This window comes from Pseudomonas spirodelae (assembly GCF_034653255.1).
GTDB classification, from domain to species: Bacteria; Pseudomonadota; Gammaproteobacteria; order Pseudomonadales; family Pseudomonadaceae; genus Aquipseudomonas; species Aquipseudomonas spirodelae.
This window is the reverse complement of record NZ_JAYEET010000009.1, coordinates 14,422-34,618: the sequence shown is the minus strand read 5'-3', so window position 1 is coordinate 34,618 and position 20,197 is coordinate 14,422. Positions and strand designations below refer to the sequence as shown.

Sequence of the window (20,197 nt, the reverse complement as noted above, 5' to 3'; positions counted from 1 at the left end):
AAAACCCGGCGCAAAGGCCGGGTTTTTGTTGGGCTGGGGCTTAGGGCACCAGTTTCTCCAGCAGCGCTTTGTCGCGTACCGCGCCTTTGTCGGCGCTGGTGGCGAGCAGGGCGTAGGCCTTGAGCGCCGTGGTGACTTTGCGCGGACGCTGTTCCACCGGCTTCCAGCCTTTTTTGTCCTGCTCGTGGCGGCGATGGGCGATTTCCTCATCACTGACCAGCAGGTTGATGGTGCGCTCATGGATGTTGATCAGGATTTTGTCACCCTCGCGCACCAAACCGATGGCACCGCCTGCGGCAGCTTCTGGTGAGGCGTGGCCGATGGACAGGCCGGAGGTGCCTCCGGAGAAGCGGCCGTCGGTGAGCAGGGCACAGGCTTTGCCCAGGCCTTTGGATTTCAGGTACGAGGTCGGGTAGAGCATTTCCTGCATGCCCGGGCCGCCTTTCGGGCCTTCGTAGCGGATGATGACGATGTCACCTTCTTTTACTTCGTCGGCGAGGATGCCGCGCACCGCGCTGTCCTGGCTCTCGAAGATTTTCGCGTTACCTTCGAAGACGTGGATCGACTCATCAACACCAGCGGTTTTCACCACGCAACCGTCGAGGGCGATGTTGCCGTACAGCACGGCCAGGCCGCCTTCTTGCGAATACGCATGCTCGACGCTGCGGATGCAGCCGTTTTCGCGGTCATCATCCACGGTGTCCCAGCGGGTGCTCTGGCTGAACGCGGTCTGCGTCGGGATGCCGGCCGGGCCTGCGCGGAAGAAGGTATGCACGGCTTCATCGTCAGTCTGGGTGATGTCCCATTTGGCGATGGCTTCTTCCATGCTGCGGCTGTGTACGGTCGGCAGGTCGGTGTGCAGCAGGCCGCCACGGGCCAGCGAGCCAAGGATGCTGAAGATGCCGCCGGCGCGGTGGACGTCTTCCATGTGGTACTTCTGGATGTTTGGCGCAACCTTGCACAGCTGCGGCACTTTGCGCGAAAGACGGTCGATGTCGCGCAGGTCGAAGTCGATCTCGGCTTCCTGAGCGGCGGCCAGCAGGTGCAGGATGGTGTTGGTCGAACCACCCATGGCGATGTCCAGGCTCATGGCATTCTCGAACGCCTTGAAGTTGGCAATATTGCGCGGCAGAACCGACTCGTCGCCTTCGCCGTAATAGCGTTTGCACAGCTCGACCACGGTGCGGCCGGCCTGCAGGAATAGCTGCTCGCGGTCGCTGTGGGTGGCCAGGGTCGAACCGTTACCCGGTAGGGCCAGGCCCAGGGCTTCCATCAGGCAGTTCATCGAGTTGGCGGTAAACATGCCGGAGCAGCTGCCGCAGGTCGGGCACGCGCTGCGCTCGTATTCAGCCACCTTCTCATCGCTGGCGCTCTCGTCAGCGGCGATCACCATGGCATCGACCAGGTCCAGACCATGGCTGGCCAGCTTGGTTTTGCCAGCTTCCATCGGCCCGCCGGAAACAAAGATCACTGGGATGTTCAGGCGCAAAGCAGCCATCAGCATGCCGGGGGTGATTTTGTCGCAGTTGCTGATGCAAACAATGGCGTCGGCACAGTGGGCGTTGACCATGTACTCGACGGAGTCGGCGATGATCTCGCGGCTCGGCAGCGAATACAGCATGCCGTCGTGGCCCATGGCGATGCCGTCATCGACCGCGATGGTGTTGAATTCTTTGGCCACGCCGCCGGCCCGCTCGATTTCGCGGGCGACCAGTTGCCCCATGTCTTTGAGGTGCACGTGGCCGGGTACGAACTGAGTGAAGGAGTTGGCAACGGCAATGATCGGCTTTTTGAAGTCTTCGTCCTTCATCCCGGTAGCACGCCACAGGGCGCGGGCGCCGGCCATGTTGCGGCCGTGGGTGGAGGTCTTTGAGCGGTAGTCAGGCATGGCGATAAATCCTGCAAAGGCTAATCAGGTTACGCGTTCACAGACACTAGTGCTGTGCTGGCAACGGGCTGTTGGTGCGTATGTTGAGCCGGGTTCAGGCCCAAGGCAAACGCGAGTGAGCATCTGCTGGGCTGGGGCGCTGCTTGGCGCGGTGTGGGCGCTGGCGTGGCCGGGCTACAAGTCCGCCTGGGATGTGGCAGGAGAGTGGCGATTCTAATCCCAGGCGGCTTGAGGCGAAAGCGCGGGGTGCTTATTCAATCTGCTCGATACCGCGCATGCGTGTGGCGCGGCGGCGCAGCAGCTCGATGGTGATCAGCAGCACAATCGACATCAGGATCAGCAGGGTGGCGATGGCCAGGATGCTCGGGTTGATCTGCTCGCGCAGGCCCGAGAACATTTGCCGGGGAATGGTGCGTTGCTGCGGCCCGGCCATAAACAGGATCACCACCACCTCATCGAACGAGGTGATAAAGGCAAACAGCGCGCCGGAGATTACCCCTGGGCGAATCAGCGGCATGATGATGTCGAAGAACACCCGCAGTGGCGTGGCGCCCAGATTCAGCGCCGCGCGGGCCAGGCTGTAGTCGAAGCCTGTCAGGGTAGCGGTGACGGTGATGATCACAAACGGTGTGCCGAGGGCGGCGTGGGCGATGATGATGCCCAGGTAGTTACCGGCCAGGCCAAGGTCGGAGTAGAAGAAGAACATCCCGGCAGCAGTGATGATCAACGGCACGATCATCGGTGACAGCAGCAGGGCGGTAATCAGACGGCGCATCGGCATATCGTCGCGCGCCAGGCCCACGGCTGCGCAGGTGCCGAGCACGGTGGCCAGCAGGGTCGAGAAGAAACCGATGATAAAGCTGTTCTTGATTGCCAGCAGCCATTTGTCATCGCTGAAAATGGCGCTGTACCAGCGCAGCGAATAGGCCTCGGGTTGGAAGGTGAGCATGCCTTCGGTAAAGCTGAAGAAGGGCTCGACGTTGAATGACAGCGGGATGATCACCAGGATCGGCATGATCAAAAACAGCAGCACCAGCCAGGAGCTGGTCTTTAACAGCCAGCTACCCAGGTGATACCAAAAACCGTAATAGGCGGGAATCTTCGACATATCAGCTCATCCCAGTTTGATATTGCTGGCACCGACGAAGCGGTCGTAGAGCCAGTACAGCAGCAGGATCAGCGCAAGCAGTAAGGACCCCAGCGCGGCGGCCAGCTCCCAGTTATTCGAGCGCTGCATATGGAAAGCAATGATGTTGCTGATCATCTGCCCATCGGTGCCGCCGACCAGTGCCGGGGTGATGTAGTAACCCACCGAGATGATGAACACCAGCAGCGCCCCGGCGCTCAGCCCCGGCAGGGTCATCGGGAAATAGATGCGGGCGAAGGCCGGTATCGGTCGCGCGCCCAGCGACAGCGCTGCACGCAGGTAGCTGGGATCGATACCGCGCATCACGCTGTACAGCGGCAAAATCATAAACGGCAGCAGGATATGGGTCATCGCGACCACGGTGGCGAATGAGGTGTAGAGCATTTCAATCGGCTCACCGATCACGCCGACGCCGAGCAGGAAGGAGTTAATCACGCCGTTGGTCTGTAGTAGTGCGATCCAGGCGGTGGTGCGCACCAGCAGCGAGGTCCAGAACGGCAACAGCACCAGCACCAATAACAAGTTGGCGCGGTTTTCTGGCAGGCGAGCCAGGTAGTAGGCCAGCGGGTAGCCAAGCAGGGCGCAGAACAGGGTGATGACCAGTGCCATGCTCAGGGTCTTGCTGTAGAGCTGCAGATAGATCTGCGTGTCTTCGCGCACCTGAATGCCGTGCTCTTGGTCGAGTTCAAGGTCGAGCGCGGTCAGGTAGTAATCGTAGGTGTAGGGTTTGCCTGCGCGCTGGATGGCGTACCAGATTTCCGGCTTGCTCCACTTGCGGTTGGATTTGAGCAGGATTTCGGCGCCTTGCTGCGTCAATTGCTCGCTATCCAGGCGCGAAACTTTGCGAGCGGTGGATTTGACCACACTGGACATGCCCGCAGAGGCACGGTTGAACTCTTCGGCGAGTTTGCCGGACTGGCGCACTTTGGCCAGGTCGTGCAGCTCTTGGGCAAAGACGCTCAGGGTTTGTTGATCAGGAACCGTTTTGCCGTCCCAGCGTTGCAGCTCGCTCAGGGTCAGCGGAATCAGGGTGGCCACCGTGGGGTGGTGGACACTGCGCCAGAGCATGCTGGCAATCGGTGCAACAAAACTCAGCAGGATGAAGATCAGCAACGGCACGACAAATAGAAAGGCCGTGAGGCGTTTCTTGTTGCGGGCGCTGGCGGCTTGGCTGGCTTCGGTGCGGGTGAGTGAGGACAAGCGTTAACTCCTTTGCAACCTGAAAGCGACACCCCGCGCCGATGTGACGCGAGGTGTCCGAGGCATTACTTCAACAGCCACTCGTTGAATTTCTCACCGAGTGATTCACCGTAGTCCGCCCAGAAGTCCGAGCCGGCCTGGATGCCTTTATCCAGGTGCGCGGTCGGCAGGTGCGGTGCGGCGCTTTGATCGGCCAACGGCATAGAGGATTTGCGAGTCGGGCCGTAGGCCACGTCTGGCATGCCGGCTAGTGGCTTGGAACCGGTGGCGTAGGCAATGAACTTCAGCGCGAGGTCTTTCTTCTTCGAGCCTTTGACGATGGCCCAGGCATCGAGGTCGTAGACGTGGCCGTCCCAGACGATCACGAAAGGTTTTTTCTCTTGGCGGATGGCGTCATAGAAGCGCCCGTTGGCCGACTGCACCAGCACGGCGCCACCATCGTTGAGCAGCTGCGGGGCTTGCGACCAAGAATCGAACCAGACGATGTCTTGCTTGATGGTGTCCAGTTTGGCAAAGGCGCGGGCCTGGCCTTCTGGCGTGGAGAGAACTTCGTAAACGTCGGCCGGCGCTACGCCGTCAGCCAGCAGGGCCCATTCCATGTTCACTTGTGGACGTTTGCGCAGGGCGCGCTTGCCAGGAATTTTCGCCGCGTCGAAGAAGTCGTTGATGCTGGCAGCCTTGGTGCCTCCGATGGTTTTCTCGTTGTAGGCGAACACCACTGACCAGACGATGTTGCCAACCGCGCACTCACTGGCCAGGGCTTCGGGGATAAAGTCCTTAGCGGCAGGAACACCATCGATACCGGCCGGCAGAATGTCGCGCGGGATGGTTTCCAGTAAGCCTTCAGAGCAGGCGCGTTCGAGGTCGATCACTTCAAAGTCGACCACGTCCCACTGGATATTGCCGGATTCGACCTGGGCTTTGATCTCCGCCACGCCGCCGGTGTAATCCTCGAACAGTACCTTGTTGCCGGTGTCTTTCTGGAACGGGTCAATCACATGCTTTTGCTGGGCTGCGCCATAGGCACCGCCCCAGGATACGACGGTCAGGGTTTCCTCGGCGCTGGCGGCGAAACTTGCCGTACCCAGTGCTGCTGCGAGGGCGAAGGTGGAAAAGCGGGTGGTCAGTGTTCTAGCCATTGCTGAGCTCCATTGCTTCTTATCATTCAGGGTGTCGTGACGACGGGGCGATCCAGGGCCTGGCTGTCTTGTGGCTGCCAGGCCAGGGCGACTTCTTCCTTTGCGCTGAGTTGCGGGGCGCTGCTGTCATTCATGTTCTTCACCACCAGCTCGGTGCCATCGGCGGTTTCGAAGTGGTAGCGGATGTATTCGCCGACGTAATGGCGGGCGACGAACCGTGCCATCACCTGATTGCCGGTGCTGCCGAGGCGGTCGGTGAAGGTGAGTTTTTCCGGGCGTATCGACACTGTGGTCGGCAGGCCGATTTCCGTGCAGTTGGCTTTCAGGGCGCTGACCAGCCCGCCACTGTCCAGGCGGACGTTTACGCTGTCCGCGTCGACCGCTTCGATCACGCCCTTGAGTTTGTTGCTTTCACCGATAAAGTCGGCGACGAACAGGTTGGCCGGTCGTTCGTAAAGCACATGGGGCGCGGCGCATTGCTGAACGATGCCGTTGTTGAACACGGCGATGCGGTCGCTCATGGTCAGGGCTTCGGTCTGGTCATGTGTCACGTAGATCACGGTGAAACCAAGCTGATCGTGCAGACGTTTGATCTCAAACTGCATCTGCTCGCGCAGTTTTTTGTCGAGGGCGCCAAGCGGTTCGTCCATCAACACGATGTCTGGGGCGAAGATCAGCGCGCGGGCCAGGGCCACCCGCTGGCGTTGACCGCCGGAGAGTTGCCCAGGGAAGCGATTGCCGAAATCCAGTAGCTCGACCAGTGACAGGTATTCATCGACCTTGGCGCGAATCACGTCTTTGGGCTGTTTACGAATCTTCAGCGGGTAGGCGAGGTTTTCGCGCAGGGTCATGTGCGGAAACAGGGCGTACTGCTGGAACACCATGCCGATATTGCGCTGGTAAGGCGCGATGCTGGTGACCGAGCGGCCATTGATCAAGATCTCGCCACTGGTCACGTCTTCGAAGCCCGCGAGCATCATCAGGCAAGTGGTTTTGCCAGAGCCGGAAGGGCCGAGCAGGGTGATAAATTCGCCCTTGGCCACGTCCAGGTTGAAGTCCTTGACCACCAGGTTCTTGTGGTCATAAATCTTTTTCACGTTGGTGAATTGCAGGAACGGTTTGTCCCCCGCTAGGTCAGCCATACCCCTCCCCAATTGTGTGCGTAATAGCTAACGGCTTGTGGCCATTAGCTGAATGCTTGAGTCCGTTGGCCGCGGTGTTGATGCGGCGGGCAACGTGTTTGAGTGTTCAAGCAACGCAAGCACTGTGCCAGTACTGCTGCAGGGCATCGTAATCGCTGCAGTACTGGGGTTTGAGCCTAGCGCAGTGGCGCGGTTGCGCCAGGCAGGTGTGGGGAGTGGTAACAATGCGGGGCAGAAGGAAGCACCTGCCGAGATGCACTCGGCAGGTGCGCACGCTTAGGCGTGATTGATATATCGGTGCGCGTGTGGCGGCATTTAGCTGTTGGGCAACAGGCGCATGGTGAGGCTTTTGATGTAGCGGGTTTCGGCAATCGCCGGGTGCACCGGATGGTCCGGGCCTTGGGCGCCGCGTTCGAGCAGTTGGATGTTGCGGTCCAGGTGGCGCGCGCTGGTCAGCAGGATGTTTTGCAGGTTGTCCTCTTCCAGGTGCATGGAGCAGCTGGCGCTGATCAGGATGCCGTCCTTGTTGAGCAGGCGCATGGCTTGCTCGTTGAGGCGGCGGTAGGCGCCTTCGCCGTTTTTCTGGTCTTTCTTACGTTTGATAAAGGCGGGCGGGTCGGCAACGATCACGTCGAAGCGCTCTTCTGACGCCTTGAGCTGTTTCAGGGCTTCGAAGACATCGCCTTCAACACAGGCAACTTTATCGGTCAGGCCGTTCAGCGCGGCGTTGCGCTCAACCCCGTCGAGGGCGAAGCCGGAGGCGTCCACGCACATCACGTCGCTGGCGCCAAAGGCTGCCGCTTGCACACCCCAGCCGCCGATGTAGCTGAACAGGTCGAGTACGCGCTTGCCTTTGACGTAGGGCGCCAGGCGTGCGCGGTTCATGCGGTGGTCGTAGAACCAGCCGGTTTTCTGCCCTTCAATGACCGGGGCTTCGAACTTCACGCCGTTCTCTTCTAGGGCGACCCACTCCGGGACCACGCCAAATGGCGTTTCCACGTAACGCGGTAAGCCTTCGGCGTCGCGCGCGGCAGAGTCGTTCTTGAGCAGGATGCCGCTAGGCTTGCACACCTGAATCAGCGCAGCGAGCACGTCATCTTTATGGCGCTCCATGGTGGCTGAGGCCAGCTGAACCACCAGAATGTCGAAGAAACGGTCGACCACCAGACCCGGCAGCAGGTCGGAGTCACCGAATACCAAGCGGTAGCAGGGCTTGTCGAACAGGCGCTCGCGCAGTGACAGGGCCACGTTGAGGCGGTGCACCAACAGGGATTTGTCCAGCATATGCTTGAGGTCACGCGACAGCAGACGCGCACAGATCAGGTTGTTCGGGCTCATCGCCACCACGCCCAGCGCTTTACCGCCGGCCGCTTCGAGGATGGCCTGGTCGCCGGCCACAAAGCCGCTCAGTGGTGTGGCGGTGACGTCGATTTCGTTGCTGTAGACCCACAGATGGCCGGCGCGCAGGCGTCGGTCGGCGTTGGCTTTCAGGCGCAGGCTGGGCAGGGACATGCTGGGGACTCCGAAAAAAGAGCGGAATTATAGCCGGTTCATCCCGCTCTGTTTACGTTTCCGCTGCGGTCGCGCTGAAAGGTCAACAAACCCTAGCGTCGCGGTGGTTACAAAACGCGACTGTGGAAGTGTTGGGGGAGTCGCTAAACTGTTGCACACCTCTCACTCCGGTTTTCCCTGTTATGTCTCAAGAGCTCTCCGCCGACTATATCCGGCAAGTACTGCAAGGCATCAGCGTGCCGCCGCAGCCGCAGATCATGGTGGATTTGCAGATGGAACAGGTGATGCCCGATCCGGATCTACGCGCCATCGCCAAGCTGATTAGCCAGGACCCGGGGTTATCTGGCGCGCTGCTAAAGCTGGTGAACTCGCCGTTCTTCGGCCTGGCCAACCGCATCGCCTCGATCCAGCAGGCGGTCAACTTGTTGGGCTGCAATACGGTGATCAACCTGATCAATGCGCAGTCGATTCGTGGCGAACTGACGGATGAGGCTATCGTCACCCTCAACCGCTTCTGGGACACCGCTCAGGATGTGGCTGTGACGTGTCTGAGTCTGGCCAAGCGCATCGGTTACCACTCGCCGGATGAGGCCTACGCCCTGGGCCTGTTTCACAATTGCGGCATCCCGCTGATGCTCAAGCGGTTCCCCCATTACATGAGCGTGCTGGAAGAAGCTTATGCCAGTGCTACCGATGAGCGTCGGGTGGTGGATACCGAAAACCGTCTGCTGAATACCAACCATGCAGTAGTTGGCTACTTCACTGCCAAGTCGTGGAACCTGCCGCTGCACCTGTGCGAGGCAATTGCCAGCCACCACAACGCGCTGGCGATTTTTAGCGAAGACGCCAGCCGCGATGCGCCGCTGAAAACCCTGCTGGCGATCCTGAAGATGGCGGAGCACATCTGTGCCAGCCATCGGGTGCTTGGCAATCAGGCTGAAGACCATGAATGGCAAAGCATTGAGCAGCTGGTGCTGGAGTATGTCGGGCTGTCGGAGTATGACTTCGAGAACCTGCGCGAGAGCATTCGCGACCTCGGCGCGCGCTAGCCTGTGGCGTCGTTTTCGGGGCATTCCTGATAAGGTAGACGCCCGCTCCAATTGCTCAGCTGATGACTCGCTATGCCAGAACTTCCAGAAGTAGAAACCACCCGCCGCGGCATTGCGCCCTACCTTGAAGGTCAGCGCGTTAGCCGGGTGATCGTGCGCGAGCGCCGGCTGCGCTGGCCGATCCCCGAGGACCTGGATATCCAGCTGTCCGGGCAGCGTATCGAATGCGTCGAGCGGCGCGCCAAGTACCTGCTGATCAAGGCCGAAACCGGTAGCCTGATAAGCCATCTGGGCATGTCTGGCAGCCTGCGCCTGGTCGAGTGCGGCCTGCCGGCGGCCAAGCATGAGCATGTGGATATCGAGCTGGAGTCTGGCCTGGCCTTACGCTACACCGACCCTCGGCGTTTCGGTGCCCTGCTCTGGAGTGCCGACCCATTGAGCCATGTGCTGTTGAGCAAGCTCGGGCCAGAGCCCTTGACCGAGTTGTTTGATGGCGAGCGGTTGTTTCAGCAGTCGCGTGGCCGAGCCATGGCGGTTAAGCCCTTTATCATGGACAACGCCGTGGTGGTCGGCGTGGGCAATATCTATGCCTCGGAGGCGCTGTTTGCGGCGGGCATCGATCCGCGTCGCGAAGCCGGCTCCGTGTCGCGGGCGCGCTACCTAAAGTTGGCGGCTGAGATCAAACGCATCCTCGCTCACGCCATTGAGCGCGGCGGCACCACCCTGCGCGACTTCGTTGGCGGCGATGGTCAGCCGGGGTATTTCCAGCAAGAACTGTTTGTGTATGGCCGTGGCGGTGAGTTCTGCAAGCACTGTGGCAGCACCCTGCGCGAGGTTAAGCTGGGCCAGCGCGCCAGCGTGTATTGCCCGCGCTGCCAACGCTAAAGTATTTGCTGCGCGTTGAGATTTGACTGCTCGGCTGCAACTGGCAGGCGCTGAGCGCATAACAATAAGAAAGACCGAGGTATTGATGTCCGGTAACTATCTGCCCCGCAACCGGCTGGCTGAATGGGTGGGCCGCGTGGCGCTGAAACTGATGGGTTGGCGTATCGAAGGCCAACTGCCGAAACTCGACAAGTTTGTCGTCATCGGCGCGCACCACACGTCCAACTGGGACTTCGTGATTTTTATCGCAGTGAAATTTGTGCTGCGCCTGAATGCCCGCTGGTTCGGTAAGCACACGATTTTCCGCTGGCCCTTTGGCGCGCTGATGCGTGCGTGGGGTGGTATTGCTATCCGTCGTGAGCGCCAGGGCAATACCGTCGAGCAGGCGATACAGGCCTTTAGCGAACATGAGCATTTTATGTTGGTGCTCTCGCCTGAAGGCACGCGCAAGAAGGTTGAGCGCTGGAAAATGGGCTTCTATCACATTGCCCTGGGAGCCGGCGTGCCGATCGTGCTGGGTGCGCTGGACTATCAGAATCGGCGTGTGTTTATCGGGCCGACGTTTATGCCGACGGGGGACGAAACAGCTGATCTCAATGCGATCCTGGCGTTTTACCGGCCCTTTATCCCGAAAAAACCTGAATATGCCTTTTATGGGGATTGACGGGCGTCACGCTGACAATTACCAATGCGCTGTTATAGTTAGTCTCACTGCCTCCTAAACACTGAAGGATCGCCCCATGAAACTGTTCCGCTCAACCGCTGCTGCTCTGGCGCTGACCACTGGCCTGCTGGCGCTGCCAGCCCATGCTGAGGTAGCGCAGCAGAATACCAGCGGGGACCCCCTGTATACGGCTAACGCACCTGGAGCATTTTCGATGCTGGGTGATCTGCTGATCGCTCGGCCACTGCTGATCGGTGCTACCGCCATTGGTGCTGTGGCCTTTGTCGTCAGCCTGCCGTTTACTGCGCTGGGCGGTAATGTCAAAGAGGCAGGGCAGTCGTTGGTAGCGGATCCTGCTCGTGAAGCATTTGCCCGTTGCTTAGGCTGTACGAGCTCAGTAAAAAATGAGTACTGAGTCTTACCAATAAAAAAGGCGCCTTGCAGGCGCCTTTTTTGTTTTTCATCAGTATCGATATTTATCTTCGATATCTCTCATTCCACGTGCCAGCGCTGTTTCTGATATCAAGCCGTCTTGGTAGTCACGATATAGTTTCTTTTCAGCTTCGCGCTTGTCGTTATCAATTTGTGCTTTTGAAAAGTTGTAGTTAATCCGAGTTGCGCCGTCATACCCGCTAACGGGGTCCCAGAAAATGGATAGGGGCCAGAAGAGAAGGTTGAGTACGCCAAAGGCTGGTTCTCTTGCATAGAAGGAACCACCGCCAGGGAGAATGCCGAGCAATGCGCCAGTGGTAGGGTTCTTCTCTTGAACGGCTAAGCCTCGGGCTTCCATTGAGTTGTACTGAGCAGACTGCTGCGAGTTAAGACCGGTCGCACACCCTGACGTTAAGAGCGCTATTAAGCCGACGAAGATAAAATTTTTGATCATGGTACATCCCTTTTTTTGTCCCTCTTCAATCGATGAAGAGATTATTAGCTTTTTTGTATTAGGCCTTAAGCTGCCTGCCGGGCATGATACTTGGGCAATTTAAGTATGTCTCTGCGATTGGGTTCTACCTGATTCTGACTGCAGATGTCCCAATCCCCCGCAGATCGCTCGCCGCTTCGACATGACCATCCTGTTTGTCCCAGAACAGCACCTGCTGATTCCCGTACTGCCGCTCTGTCGATTTCAATTGATGCCCCAGTGCGTTTAGCGCCGCGCGTTGTGCTGCGCTGAATGTGTCTGGCTCGTGCTCGATCAGGTCTGGGCGGAACTGGTGGTGGTAGCGCGCGACACTGGGCCAGTGGTCGATGGGTTGTTGATCCAGGTACTCGAGCATCGCCAGTAGCACCATGCTGGGAATCCGGCTGCCGCCTGGCGTGCCGAAGCTGGCGAAATCCTCAGGGCTTTCGATAAAGCTCGGGCTCATGCTCGACAGGGGCCGTTTGCCGGCGGCAATGCTGTTGGCCTGGCTGCCGCTCAGGCCGTAGGCGTTACTGCCTTGTATGTCGGCGGCAAAGTCATCCATTTCGTTGTTCAGTAATACGCCGGTGCCGGGCACGGTAAAGGCGGCGCCGAAGGGCAGGTTGACCGACAGTGTGGCGGCGACGGCATTGCCCTCGGTGTCGAGTACGGTGAAGTGGGTGGTGTGATCACCTTCTTTCCAGGCTCTGCTCGGTGGCAGGCTGTCGCTTGGTGTGGCGTGTTGCGGGTCGATGCTGCTGGTCAGCTGCTTTAGGTAGTCAGGTGCAAGCAGTTGGGCGGCTGGGTTGTTCACAAAGTCGGGATCGCCGAGCAGGCCTCGGTCGCGGTAAGCACGGCGCAAGGTCTCGACCACGAGGTGGGTGCGCTGCACGGCATCAACCTGTTGCCAGGGCAGTTGCTGCAGCATCAGCAGGCTTTGCCCCAAGGCAATGCCGCCCGCTGACGGTGGCGGTGCGCTGATCAGCTCGCGGCCTTGATCAAGCTGGACGCGCAACGGCTGGCGCTCAACGATACGGTACTCGGCCAAGTCTTTGAGCGACCAGATGCCACCTGCGGCTTGTACCGCTTGGACGAGTGTTTCGGCGACCTTGCCGCCGTAAAAGCCTTGATGGCCCTGTGCGGCTAATTGCTCCAGTGTCAGGGCCAGTTCGGGTTGGCGCAGTAGGCTGAATTGTTCCGGTATGTCGCCTTTTTCGAGGAACAGCCGCGCGGTCTCTGCATCACTGCGCATGGCCTCAAGGCGCCAGCCCGCGCGCTCACGGTAAACCCGGTCGATACTGACACCGCTGCGGGCCAGGCGAATAGCCGGGGCCAGCGAGTCACGCAGCGGTAGGCGACCGAAACGCTCTGCCAGTTGCACCAACGCCGCCGGCAAACCGGGAATGGCCGCCGCCAGTGCGCCGTTCAGCGACAGCTGTTTGTTGACTTCACCATCGACTTTATAAAGGTCGGCATGGGCCGCCAGTGGCGCACGCTCGCGGGCATCGAGGAAGCGATAGGTGGGTGATACGCCGGCTTCGCGCAGCAAAAAGAAACCGCCGCCGCCCAGCCCTGAACCGTAAGGCTCGACTACCGCGAGAGCGGCGCTGATGGCGACGGCCGCATCGAAGGCATTGCCGCCCAGTGCCAGGGTTTCCTGGCCCGCAACGGTGGCGGCGGGGTGCGCCGTGGCAACCGCAATGCGCTCGGGCAGAGCGGCGGCATGCAGTTCAAGGGCGCAGAGTAGGGCAAGCGCACCGAACAGGGCGCGCCAGGGGAGATGGCCGCGGATCAGGCGGCCGGTGCTCATGCTTTACCGGTAATGATCAGGTACTTCTGCATCAAATCATCCTTGCTCTCGACATTGTTCTCATCGAGCGGGATGCAATCGACCGGACAGACCTGCTGGCATTGCGGCTCATCGTAATGGCCGACGCATTCCGTACACAGGTTGGGGTCGATTTCGTAGATTTCTTCGCCCTGGGAAATGGCCGCGTTAGGGCACTCGGGTTCGCAGACGTCGCAGTTGATGCAGTCGTCGGTGATGATCAGTGACATGTGTAACCACTCCCGCTGCAAACCGGTGGCGCAGCCTAGATGTGTACAGAAAGACGTTGGCGCAAATTGTGCCGCATCATGGCCGCGCATGCACGCGGCCTTGCGGTAATGGCTCAGCGCTTGAAGCGTTCAGTCAGCGCGGCGGCCACCGCCGGGTGCACGAAGTTGGAGATGTCGCCGCCCAGCGTGGCGATCTCACGCACCAGGGTTGAGGAGATAAACGAGTACTTTTCCGACGGGGTGAGGAACAGGCTTTCCACGTCTGGGGCCAACTGGCGGTTCATGTTGGCCAGTTGGAACTCGTATTCAAAGTCCGATACCGCCCGCAGGCCGCGCAGAAATACATTGGCGCCCTGTTCCTTGGCGAAATGCGCCAGCAGGGTTGAGAAACCCACTACTTCAACGTTGGGCAGGTGCTTGGTCACTTCCCGGGCCAGTTCGACGCGTTGTTCCAGGCTGAACAGCGGGTTCTTCTTCGGGCTGGCGGCGACTGCAATGATCACGCTGTCGAACAGCCGTGCCGCGCGCTCGACCAAGTCGCCGTGCCCCTTGGTGATGGGGTCGAAGGTGCCTGGGTATAACACTCGATTCATCGTGACGTCCTGGCGGGTTCGTTGGGGAGACGGATGGTAGCGCAGCGCTTCACCGTGGCCAAGTCGGGCACGGCGGATCGCCGTGATTCACGGGCGCAGAATGGCCCGTGAATACCCTGTCATCAGGCGTGCTTGAGACGTTCGGCGAGTTTTGTCGCGAGTTTGGCGGTCAGGCCGTAGATCGACAGCTGCGGGTTGGCGCCGATACTGGTGGGGAACAACGAGCCGTCATGGATCGACAGGTTACTCAGTTGGTGATGGCGGCCAAGGCTGTCAGTCACGGCATGCTGTGGGTCTTCGCCCATGGCGCAGCCACCCATGACGTGGGCGCTGCCCAGGCGTGTGCGATACAGCTCCAGGCTGAAGCTGTCGATCAGGCGTTTCGCCTCCGCCAGGGTGTTCACGTAACCGGCATCGGCGTGCAGCGGCAGTACGGCTTTGGCGCCGGCGGCAAACTGAATTTCGGCCATGGTATGGAAGGCGCGGCGTATGCCGTCCCAGGTGTAATCGGTCATTTGGTAGTCGAGCACCGGGCTACCATCGCCGCGCAGTTCAACTTTGCCTTCGGCGCTGTCTGGGTGAAAACCGTCGCGCATCAATGCCAGCATCACGTTGGTGTGGGGCAGTTGCTCCATACGCATGGCGTTGTCGATGCCAAAACGCCCGAGCATCGTGGCGGTGATGGCGGGTTGCAGCGGCGGCACTTCGAGCTTGTAGGAGAGGCGCCCTGCTGCGCCGTCATCCCACTGGAAGTGGTCGGAGTAGATTGATTGTGGCGCGCCATAGAACGGATTGATCACCTGCTCGAACAGCGCGGCCGAGAAATTCACCAGGTGCAGATAGGTGCGCTTGCCCGTGCGCTGATGCGGGTCTGGGGCGCCTGAGCGCAGGAGAATGCCCGGGGTGTTGATGCCGCCGCCGGACAGTACGTAATGCTTGGCTTTAACGGTGATTTTGCGACCATTGGGCGCGACACTGCGCGCGTCCATGCCCAGGCATTCGATGCCAGTGACTGTGTCGCCATCCAGTAGCAAACGTTCGACGCGCGCCAGATAGAGCAGTTCGCCGCCCTTTTCCAGGGTCGCTGGAATGGTGGTGACCAGCATCGACTGCTTCGCGTTGGTCGGGCAGCCCAGGCCGCAATAGCCGAGGTTCCAACAGCCGCGCACGTTGCGCGGAATCACCTGCCACTCGTAGCCGAGCTTGCTGCAGCCGGTACGAATGACCTCGTTATTGGCATTCGGCGGCACGGCCCAGGGGGCAACGCCCAGGCGTTGTTCCATCTGCGCAAACCAGGGCGCCATGTCTTCGGCGCTGTGGCCTTGGACACCATGCTCCTTGGCCCAGTGTTCCAGGGTCGGCGTGGGCGTGCGGAAACTGGAAGTCCAGTTGATCAGGGTGGTGCCACCGACCGCGCGGCCCTGCATGATGGTGATCGCGCCATCCTTGCTCATGCGCCCGATGCCTTCCTGATACAGCTCAGCATAGGCCTTGTCTTCGAGCATCTTGAAGTCATCGCTGGTTTTCAGCGGGCCTTCTTCAATCAGCAGCACCTTGAAGCCGGCTGCGCTGAGAATTTCAGCCGTAGTGCCGCCGCCCGCGCCGCTGCCGACGATGGCGACGTCCGCTTCGAGGGTCAGGTCGTTGTCTAGCTGCGAACCGTTATAGGTCTTCCAGCCACGGGCCAGGCCTTCTTTGAAACTATCGGGTACGGGCATTTGAGGTGCTCTCAGGCGAATTCTTATTAGCGTCCAGCGGTTCCGCTCATTGACGATCTCGCGGCATGGCCGACGCGCAGCAGGTCGTGGTCAAACAGTTGGCGGGCCGGGGTAGCCGCAGTGCGCCCACGACTCGGCGCGGCTGTACCAACTCATCATGACTAACTGCAGCAGCGAGGCTTGGCCCATTTTCAGCAGCGCCAACGAGCTGTTTTGCCAGCGCTCAAGAAACGCCTGTATATCGGCAGCTGAGGCGTTCTGCCAGCTGCCCCAAACCCCGGTCAGTGGGCCGCGAGTGATGGGCAGGGCCAGCACATCGAACAGCTGCACGGTCAGCTTGAGCAGTTCGGGCGATAGGTGATTGAGGCTGTAGTCGAGGTTCTCCAGGGTGCCGCTGATGGCCTGCGGCATCTGCGCCGGGGGCACCGCGCCCGCGAGCATCACCGGGATCAGCGCCTGCAGGAAGGGCAGGTCGGTTTCGCGAATCACCGCAAAACCGGCTTTCGGTGTGCTGGCCGAGCAGCCGCTGAGGGTGGCGGCCAGGCCGGCCGTGCCGAGCAGGGCAGTGCCCAATAGGCCGACCTTGAGCAGGCTGCGGCGTGACAGGTTAGGTGCTTCAAGCGTGCGGGTGGTGTGCATTTTATTGTTATCACCGAATCAGGCTGTGGGCGGGCGCAGGACGACTGAATCCGCCCGGATCAGGTCAGCGTACGAACAGCTTGTAGATCAGTTTTTGCAGGGTTTTGCCATAGGGTGGGTAGATCGTTTTGGCGGCGTTGAAGCGCTGCTTGATAAACACACCCTTGGCCTTGCTGAAGGTCAGAAAACCTTCATGCCCGTGGTAATGGCCCATACCGGACGGGCCGACGCCGCCGAACGGCATGTCGTCCTGGGCCACGTGCAGCAGGGTGTCGTTGATGCATACGCCGCCCGAATGGGTTTCGTGCAGCACACGTTGCTGCTCGCCCTTGTCGTAACCGAAGTAGTACAGCGCCAGCGGCCGGTCGCGCTGGTTGATATAGGCAAAGGCGTCTTCCAGCTTGTCGTACGGGATGATCGGCAGCAGCGGGCCGAAGATCTCGTCCTGCATCACCTTCATCTCATCCGTCACGTTCAGCAGTACGGCTTGTGGCATGCGCCGGCCCTGGGCTTCTGGGTACAGCGAGATAACGGTCGCGCCCCTGCTTTCGGCGTCCTGCAGGTAGCTGTTGAGACGCTGTTGTTGGCGCTCGTTGATGATGGCGGTGTAATCCGGGTTGTCCTTGAGTTGCGGATAGAAGCTCTGCACCGCATTGCGGTAAGCCTCGACAAAGCCGTCCACGCGGTCCTTCGGCACCAGCACATAATCCGGGGCCACGCAGGTTTGACCGGCGTTCATGGTCTTGCCGAAGGCGATGCGTTCGGCGGCGTCACTCAGCGGTACGTCGGCGGAGACAATGGCCGGCGACTTGCCGCCTAGCTCTAGGGTGACTGGGGTGAGGTTGTCGGCGGCGGCGCGCATCACGTGTTTGCCGATGCTGGTGGCGCCGGTGAACAGCAGGTGGTCGAACGGCAGTTTGGAGAAGGCCATACCCACTTCCGCCTCACCCAACACCACGGTTACCAAGTCCTCTGGGAAGACCTTGGCCAGCAGGTCCTTGACCAGTTGCGAGGTGGCTGGGGTCGACTCGCTCATCTTGATCATCACCCGGTTACCGGCCGACAGCGCACCCACCAGCGGGCCGACGGCGAGAAACAGCGGGTAGTTCCACGGCACGATCACCCCAACCACGCCCAGCGGTTGATAGATCACCTTGGCGGCAGCGGGCATAAATTGCATGCCGACGCTGCGCCGTGACGGCTTCATCCATTTTTTGATGCGCTTGGTCGCGTAATGGATGCCATGCAGGCTGGGCATCAGCTCGGCGAGCAGGGTTTCATCGGCGCTGCGGTTGCTGAAGTCCTGGCTGATGGCGTTGATCAACGCCTCCCGCTCGTTACTGAGCAGCTCGCGCAGCGCGTTGAGCCATTGCATACGTTGCTCCGCCGAGGGCATTGGGTTGGCGTTGTATGCCTGGCGCTGACGGGTAAAGCTGCTCTCCAGCTGGCTGATCTGCTGTTGGCTGTTGTGCAGGCTTTGTTCGAGGTAAGAGACGTCGGCGACCATCATGCTGCTCCTTGGCGTTCCAGCAATGCAGTGCATCAGATGACTGAGACCGCTGCAGAAAAGGGATGCTGGATTTTTAGAGCAATTGCTCTAATCTGTCAAATCGCAGGGCACGATCAGCCGGCTGGCGCATTCCAGTGGCGTGTAAGTGCTTGATCGGGCTCGGCGCTGGGTAGCTCTTTGTGCGGTTGAACGTGTACTTTTGCCGGGCTTTGAATTGAGAACGAGCCGTTATGTCAGCCCCACTTAAAACCCGCGAACGCATCATTCAAGAGAGCCTGGCGCTGTTTAACGCCCAGGGCGAGCGCAACGTCAGCACGAATCACATCGCGGCGCACCTGGGGATTTCGCCGGGCAATCTGTATTACCACTTCCGCAATAAGCAGGCGATCATCGCCGAACTGTTCGCCCTGTACGAAAGCCAGGTGGATATCTTCCTGCGTCGTCCGGAAGGTCGGGCGCTAACCGTGCAGGACAAAACCTTCTACCTGGAGGCGCTGCTCGCGGCCATGTGGCATTACCGGTTTTTGCACCGCGACCTTGAGCATTTGCTGGAAAGCGATGCGGCGTTGGCTGAGCGCTACCGGCAATTTGCCCAGCGCTGCTTGGCGCAGGCGCAGGGGATTTATCAGGGGTTTGTCGAGGCCGGCATCTTGCTGATGGATGCGTCGCAGATCGAAGCGTTGACCCTTAATAGCTGGATCATCATGACCTCCTGGGTGCGCTTCCTCTGCACCACACGTGGTAACCCGGGCGACCTCAGTGAGGACATGCTGCGCCGTGGCATCTATCAGGTGCTGGCGCTGGAAGGCGGCTACACCGCCCCGCAAGCGCGCGAGGCCGTGGAGGCGTTGTACGCCAAGCTGCATGTGCCGTTGGAGCAGGTGATCTGAGTTGCAACTGGCGTAGGGTGGGTTAGCCGCGCATTGCCACGATCTATTTCGATAGGACTGCCTTTGCGCGCGGCGTAACCCGCCATCGCGGTGGCTGGGATTGCGCATGGTGGGTTACGCCGCGCGCAGAAAGCGTTTCGTTTGGTCATTCAGCTTCCTGCGGGGCTAACCCACCCTACAGTGGCTTGGCCGCCTGTGCGGTCAGCCACTGCGGAATGCGTCGTTCCAGGTAATAAGCCGGCTTACCCAGGCTGCCTTCGACAAAACCGACGTGGCCGCCGTGGGCGTGTAGCTCGAACTCGATGCTCGGCGACAGTTCAGCCGCTTCCGGCAGGCTATGGGCAAATACGAAGGGGTCGTCGGCCGCCTGGATAATCAGCGTGGGCGTCTCGATCTGGCCGAGGAAATAGCGGCTGGAGGCGCGGCGGTAGTAGTCCTCGGCATCGGCATAGCCATGCAGCGGCGCGGTGATGCGGCCGTCGAAATCCCAGAAGGTGCGCATATTGTCCAGCGGGCCGAGTTTCTCCAAGGTGGACAGGCGATCACTCATGCCCTGGTGAGCGAACAGGCGCTGCTTGTCCTTCACGTAGGCGACCATCTCGCGCATAAAGTGGCTTTGATAAACGCGCGAAAAGCCCATGCCGATGCGGTCAGCGCATTGGTCCAGACGAAACGGCACCGAGACTGCCGCTGCGCCCTGCAACTGGCTGTCGGCACCGGTTTCCCCCAAATACTTGAGCAGCACATTGCCGCCCAGCGAATAACCCACCGCATACAGCGGGGCCATCGGCCGCTGGGCGCGTAGGTGGTGCACGGTTTCCGCCAGGTCCTCGCTGGCGCCGGAGTGGTAACCCCGTGCCAGCAGATTGGGCTCACCCGAACAGCCGCGCCAGTTCAGTGCCACGCTGGCCCAGCCCTGGGCCGCCAGTTTCTGCTGCAAACCCAGCACATACAGCGAATCGGATGAGCCGGTCAGGCCATGCAGCACCAACACCAGCGGTGCGTCGGCCTGGTGTGGGCCGTGCCAGTCCAGATCGAGAAAGTCGCCATCCTCCAGCCACAGCCGTTCGCGTGTGCGCGCCAGTTTCGCGGGTTGGCGACACATCGGGTTCCACAGCGTTTGCAGGTGCGGGCCGGGCAGCCACCAGGCAGGTTTGAAGGACGTTTTCATGGTTGCGGTATCAGGCGGGTAAGCACTCAGGCTAGGGCTTGAGGCGGTGAAACGGAAGTTAAATGCAGCGGCTGAATGGCATAGCCGA

Annotated in this window: 19 protein-coding genes; 5 read left to right on the top strand and 14 right to left on the bottom strand. The window is 60.3% G+C overall.

Annotated features, from left to right (window positions below):
* Nucleotides 1-40: 40 nt before the first annotated feature.
* The 6 genes from ilvD to SOP97_RS03755 form a co-directional block, all read right to left on the bottom strand.
* Entirely contained in the window at nucleotides 41-1,888 is a 1,848-nt protein-coding gene (gene ilvD / locus SOP97_RS03780) for a dihydroxy-acid dehydratase (RefSeq protein WP_322948249.1), read from the bottom strand.
* A gap of 250 nt (nucleotides 1,889-2,138) precedes the next feature.
* Nucleotides 2,139-2,996: an ABC transporter permease gene (locus SOP97_RS03775; RefSeq protein WP_274087139.1), complete on the bottom strand. Its 858-nt coding sequence runs from the start codon at nucleotides 2,994-2,996 to the stop codon at nucleotides 2,139-2,141.
* A gap of 6 nt (nucleotides 2,997-3,002) precedes the next feature.
* A complete protein-coding gene (locus tag SOP97_RS03770) occupies nucleotides 3,003-4,235 on the bottom strand; it encodes an ABC transporter permease (protein ID WP_274087140.1) in 1,233 nt (410 codons plus the stop codon).
* Nucleotides 4,236-4,300: 65 nt separating this feature from the next.
* Nucleotides 4,301-5,374 (bottom strand): ABC transporter substrate-binding protein, encoded by a 1,074-nt coding sequence (locus SOP97_RS03765; RefSeq protein ID WP_322948248.1) that lies wholly within the window; start codon nucleotides 5,372-5,374, stop codon nucleotides 4,301-4,303.
* A 26-nt stretch (nucleotides 5,375-5,400) separates the two neighbouring features.
* Nucleotides 5,401-6,516: an ABC transporter ATP-binding protein gene (locus tag SOP97_RS03760; RefSeq protein WP_322948247.1), complete on the bottom strand. Its 1,116-nt coding sequence runs from the start codon at nucleotides 6,514-6,516 to the stop codon at nucleotides 5,401-5,403.
* Nucleotides 6,517-6,831: 315 nt separating this feature from the next.
* On the bottom strand, nucleotides 6,832-8,028 hold the full coding sequence (locus tag SOP97_RS03755) for a class I SAM-dependent rRNA methyltransferase (RefSeq protein WP_322948246.1): 1,197 nt from the start codon (nucleotides 8,026-8,028) through the stop codon (nucleotides 6,832-6,834).
* Nucleotides 8,029-8,264: 236 nt separating this feature from the next.
* Between SOP97_RS03755 and SOP97_RS03750 the strand changes: the two genes are divergently transcribed.
* The 4 genes from SOP97_RS03750 (at nucleotide 8,265) to SOP97_RS03735 (ending at nucleotide 11,041) form a co-directional block, all read left to right on the top strand.
* Nucleotides 8,265-9,077, top strand: coding sequence for an HDOD domain-containing protein (locus SOP97_RS03750; protein ID WP_274087174.1), 813 nt, complete (start codon nucleotides 8,265-8,267; stop codon nucleotides 9,075-9,077).
* A gap of 72 nt (nucleotides 9,078-9,149) precedes the next feature.
* Nucleotides 9,150-9,962: a bifunctional DNA-formamidopyrimidine glycosylase/DNA-(apurinic or apyrimidinic site) lyase gene (mutM, locus tag SOP97_RS03745; protein WP_322948245.1), complete on the top strand. Its 813-nt coding sequence runs from the start codon at nucleotides 9,150-9,152 to the stop codon at nucleotides 9,960-9,962.
* An 85-nt stretch (nucleotides 9,963-10,047) separates the two neighbouring features.
* The gene (locus SOP97_RS03740) at nucleotides 10,048-10,626 is read left to right on the top strand and encodes a lysophospholipid acyltransferase family protein (protein ID WP_274087145.1); all 579 of its coding nucleotides are present in this window, start codon (nucleotides 10,048-10,050) and stop codon (nucleotides 10,624-10,626) included.
* Between the two features lie 76 nt (nucleotides 10,627-10,702).
* Nucleotides 10,703-11,041, top strand: coding sequence for a multidrug transporter (locus SOP97_RS03735; protein ID WP_322948244.1), 339 nt, complete (start codon nucleotides 10,703-10,705; stop codon nucleotides 11,039-11,041).
* Between the two features lie 48 nt (nucleotides 11,042-11,089).
* On the opposite strand, the gene SOP97_RS03730 is transcribed toward SOP97_RS03735, so the two are convergent.
* The 7 genes from SOP97_RS03730 to SOP97_RS03700 all read right to left on the bottom strand — a co-directional run bounded on the left by SOP97_RS03730 (nucleotide 11,090) and on the right by SOP97_RS03700 (nucleotide 18,045).
* Entirely contained in the window at nucleotides 11,090-11,512 is a 423-nt protein-coding gene (locus SOP97_RS03730) for a hypothetical protein (protein WP_322948243.1), read from the bottom strand.
* Nucleotides 11,513-11,636: 124 nt separating this feature from the next.
* A complete protein-coding gene (gene ggt, locus SOP97_RS03725) occupies nucleotides 11,637-13,340 on the bottom strand; it encodes a gamma-glutamyltransferase (protein WP_322948242.1) in 1,704 nt (567 codons plus the stop codon).
* The gene (locus SOP97_RS03720; protein ID WP_136663464.1) at nucleotides 13,337-13,588 is read right to left on the bottom strand and encodes a YfhL family 4Fe-4S dicluster ferredoxin; all 252 of its coding nucleotides are present in this window, start codon (nucleotides 13,586-13,588) and stop codon (nucleotides 13,337-13,339) included. The genes ggt and SOP97_RS03720 overlap by 4 nt, the downstream gene beginning before the upstream one ends.
* A gap of 113 nt (nucleotides 13,589-13,701) precedes the next feature.
* Nucleotides 13,702-14,181, bottom strand: coding sequence for a pantetheine-phosphate adenylyltransferase (coaD, locus tag SOP97_RS03715; protein WP_274087149.1), 480 nt, complete (start codon nucleotides 14,179-14,181; stop codon nucleotides 13,702-13,704).
* Between the two features lie 122 nt (nucleotides 14,182-14,303).
* Nucleotides 14,304-15,899, bottom strand: coding sequence for a GMC family oxidoreductase (locus tag SOP97_RS03710; RefSeq protein WP_322948241.1), 1,596 nt, complete (start codon nucleotides 15,897-15,899; stop codon nucleotides 14,304-14,306).
* A 90-nt stretch (nucleotides 15,900-15,989) separates the two neighbouring features.
* Nucleotides 15,990-16,538 carry a twin-arginine translocation pathway signal protein gene (locus SOP97_RS03705; protein WP_322948240.1) on the bottom strand — a complete coding sequence of 183 codons (549 nt, stop codon included), beginning with the start codon at nucleotides 16,536-16,538 and terminating at the stop codon, nucleotides 15,990-15,992.
* Nucleotides 16,539-16,602: 64 nt separating this feature from the next.
* Nucleotides 16,603-18,045 (bottom strand): coniferyl aldehyde dehydrogenase, encoded by a 1,443-nt coding sequence (locus tag SOP97_RS03700; protein ID WP_322948239.1) that lies wholly within the window; start codon nucleotides 18,043-18,045, stop codon nucleotides 16,603-16,605.
* Between the two features lie 233 nt (nucleotides 18,046-18,278).
* Here SOP97_RS03700 and SOP97_RS03695 point away from each other — a divergent pair, with 233 nt between their 5' ends.
* Nucleotides 18,279-18,938: a TetR/AcrR family transcriptional regulator gene (locus SOP97_RS03695; protein WP_322948238.1), complete on the top strand. Its 660-nt coding sequence runs from the start codon at nucleotides 18,279-18,281 to the stop codon at nucleotides 18,936-18,938.
* Between the two features lie 175 nt (nucleotides 18,939-19,113).
* Here the strand turns inward: SOP97_RS03695 and SOP97_RS03690 are convergent, their stop codons facing one another.
* Nucleotides 19,114-20,109 (bottom strand): hydrolase, encoded by a 996-nt coding sequence (locus tag SOP97_RS03690; protein WP_322948237.1) that lies wholly within the window; start codon nucleotides 20,107-20,109, stop codon nucleotides 19,114-19,116.
* Nucleotides 20,110-20,197 lie beyond the last annotated feature (88 nt).

Bases quoted from the DNA above. Each gene is read 5' to 3' on its own strand.
- SOP97_RS03775 (WP_274087139.1), bottom strand. From the start codon at position 2,996: ATGTCGAAGATTCCCGCCTATTACGGTTTTTGGTATCACCTGGGTAGC.
- SOP97_RS03740 (WP_274087145.1), top strand. From the start codon at position 10,048: ATGTCCGGTAACTATCTGCCCCGCAACCGGCTGGCTGAATGGGTGGGC.
- SOP97_RS03735 (WP_322948244.1), top strand. From the start codon at position 10,703: ATGAAACTGTTCCGCTCAACCGCTGCTGCTCTGGCGCTGACCACTGGC.
- SOP97_RS03710 (WP_322948241.1), bottom strand. From the start codon at position 15,899: ATGCCCGTACCCGATAGTTTCAAAGAAGGCCTGGCCCGTGGCTGGAAG.
- SOP97_RS03730 (WP_322948243.1), bottom strand. From the start codon at position 11,512: ATGATCAAAAATTTTATCTTCGTCGGCTTAATAGCGCTCTTAACGTCA.
- SOP97_RS03765 (WP_322948248.1), bottom strand. From the start codon at position 5,374: ATGGCTAGAACACTGACCACCCGCTTTTCCACCTTCGCCCTCGCAGCA.
- SOP97_RS03720 (WP_136663464.1), bottom strand. From the start codon at position 13,588: ATGTCACTGATCATCACCGACGACTGCATCAACTGCGACGTCTGCGAA.
- ggt (WP_322948242.1), bottom strand. From the start codon at position 13,340: ATGAGCACCGGCCGCCTGATCCGCGGCCATCTCCCCTGGCGCGCCCTG.
- SOP97_RS03700 (WP_322948239.1), bottom strand. From the start codon at position 18,045: ATGGTCGCCGACGTCTCTTACCTCGAACAAAGCCTGCACAACAGCCAA.
- SOP97_RS03760 (WP_322948247.1), bottom strand. From the start codon at position 6,516: ATGGCTGACCTAGCGGGGGACAAACCGTTCCTGCAATTCACCAACGTG.
- SOP97_RS03705 (WP_322948240.1), bottom strand. From the start codon at position 16,538: ATGCACACCACCCGCACGCTTGAAGCACCTAACCTGTCACGCCGCAGC.
- SOP97_RS03690 (WP_322948237.1), bottom strand. From the start codon at position 20,109: ATGAAAACGTCCTTCAAACCTGCCTGGTGGCTGCCCGGCCCGCACCTG.
- mutM (WP_322948245.1), top strand. From the start codon at position 9,150: ATGCCAGAACTTCCAGAAGTAGAAACCACCCGCCGCGGCATTGCGCCC.
- SOP97_RS03755 (WP_322948246.1), bottom strand. From the start codon at position 8,028: ATGTCCCTGCCCAGCCTGCGCCTGAAAGCCAACGCCGACCGACGCCTG.
- ilvD (WP_322948249.1), bottom strand. From the start codon at position 1,888: ATGCCTGACTACCGCTCAAAGACCTCCACCCACGGCCGCAACATGGCC.
- SOP97_RS03695 (WP_322948238.1), top strand. From the start codon at position 18,279: ATGTCAGCCCCACTTAAAACCCGCGAACGCATCATTCAAGAGAGCCTG.
- coaD (WP_274087149.1), bottom strand. From the start codon at position 14,181: ATGAATCGAGTGTTATACCCAGGCACCTTCGACCCCATCACCAAGGGG.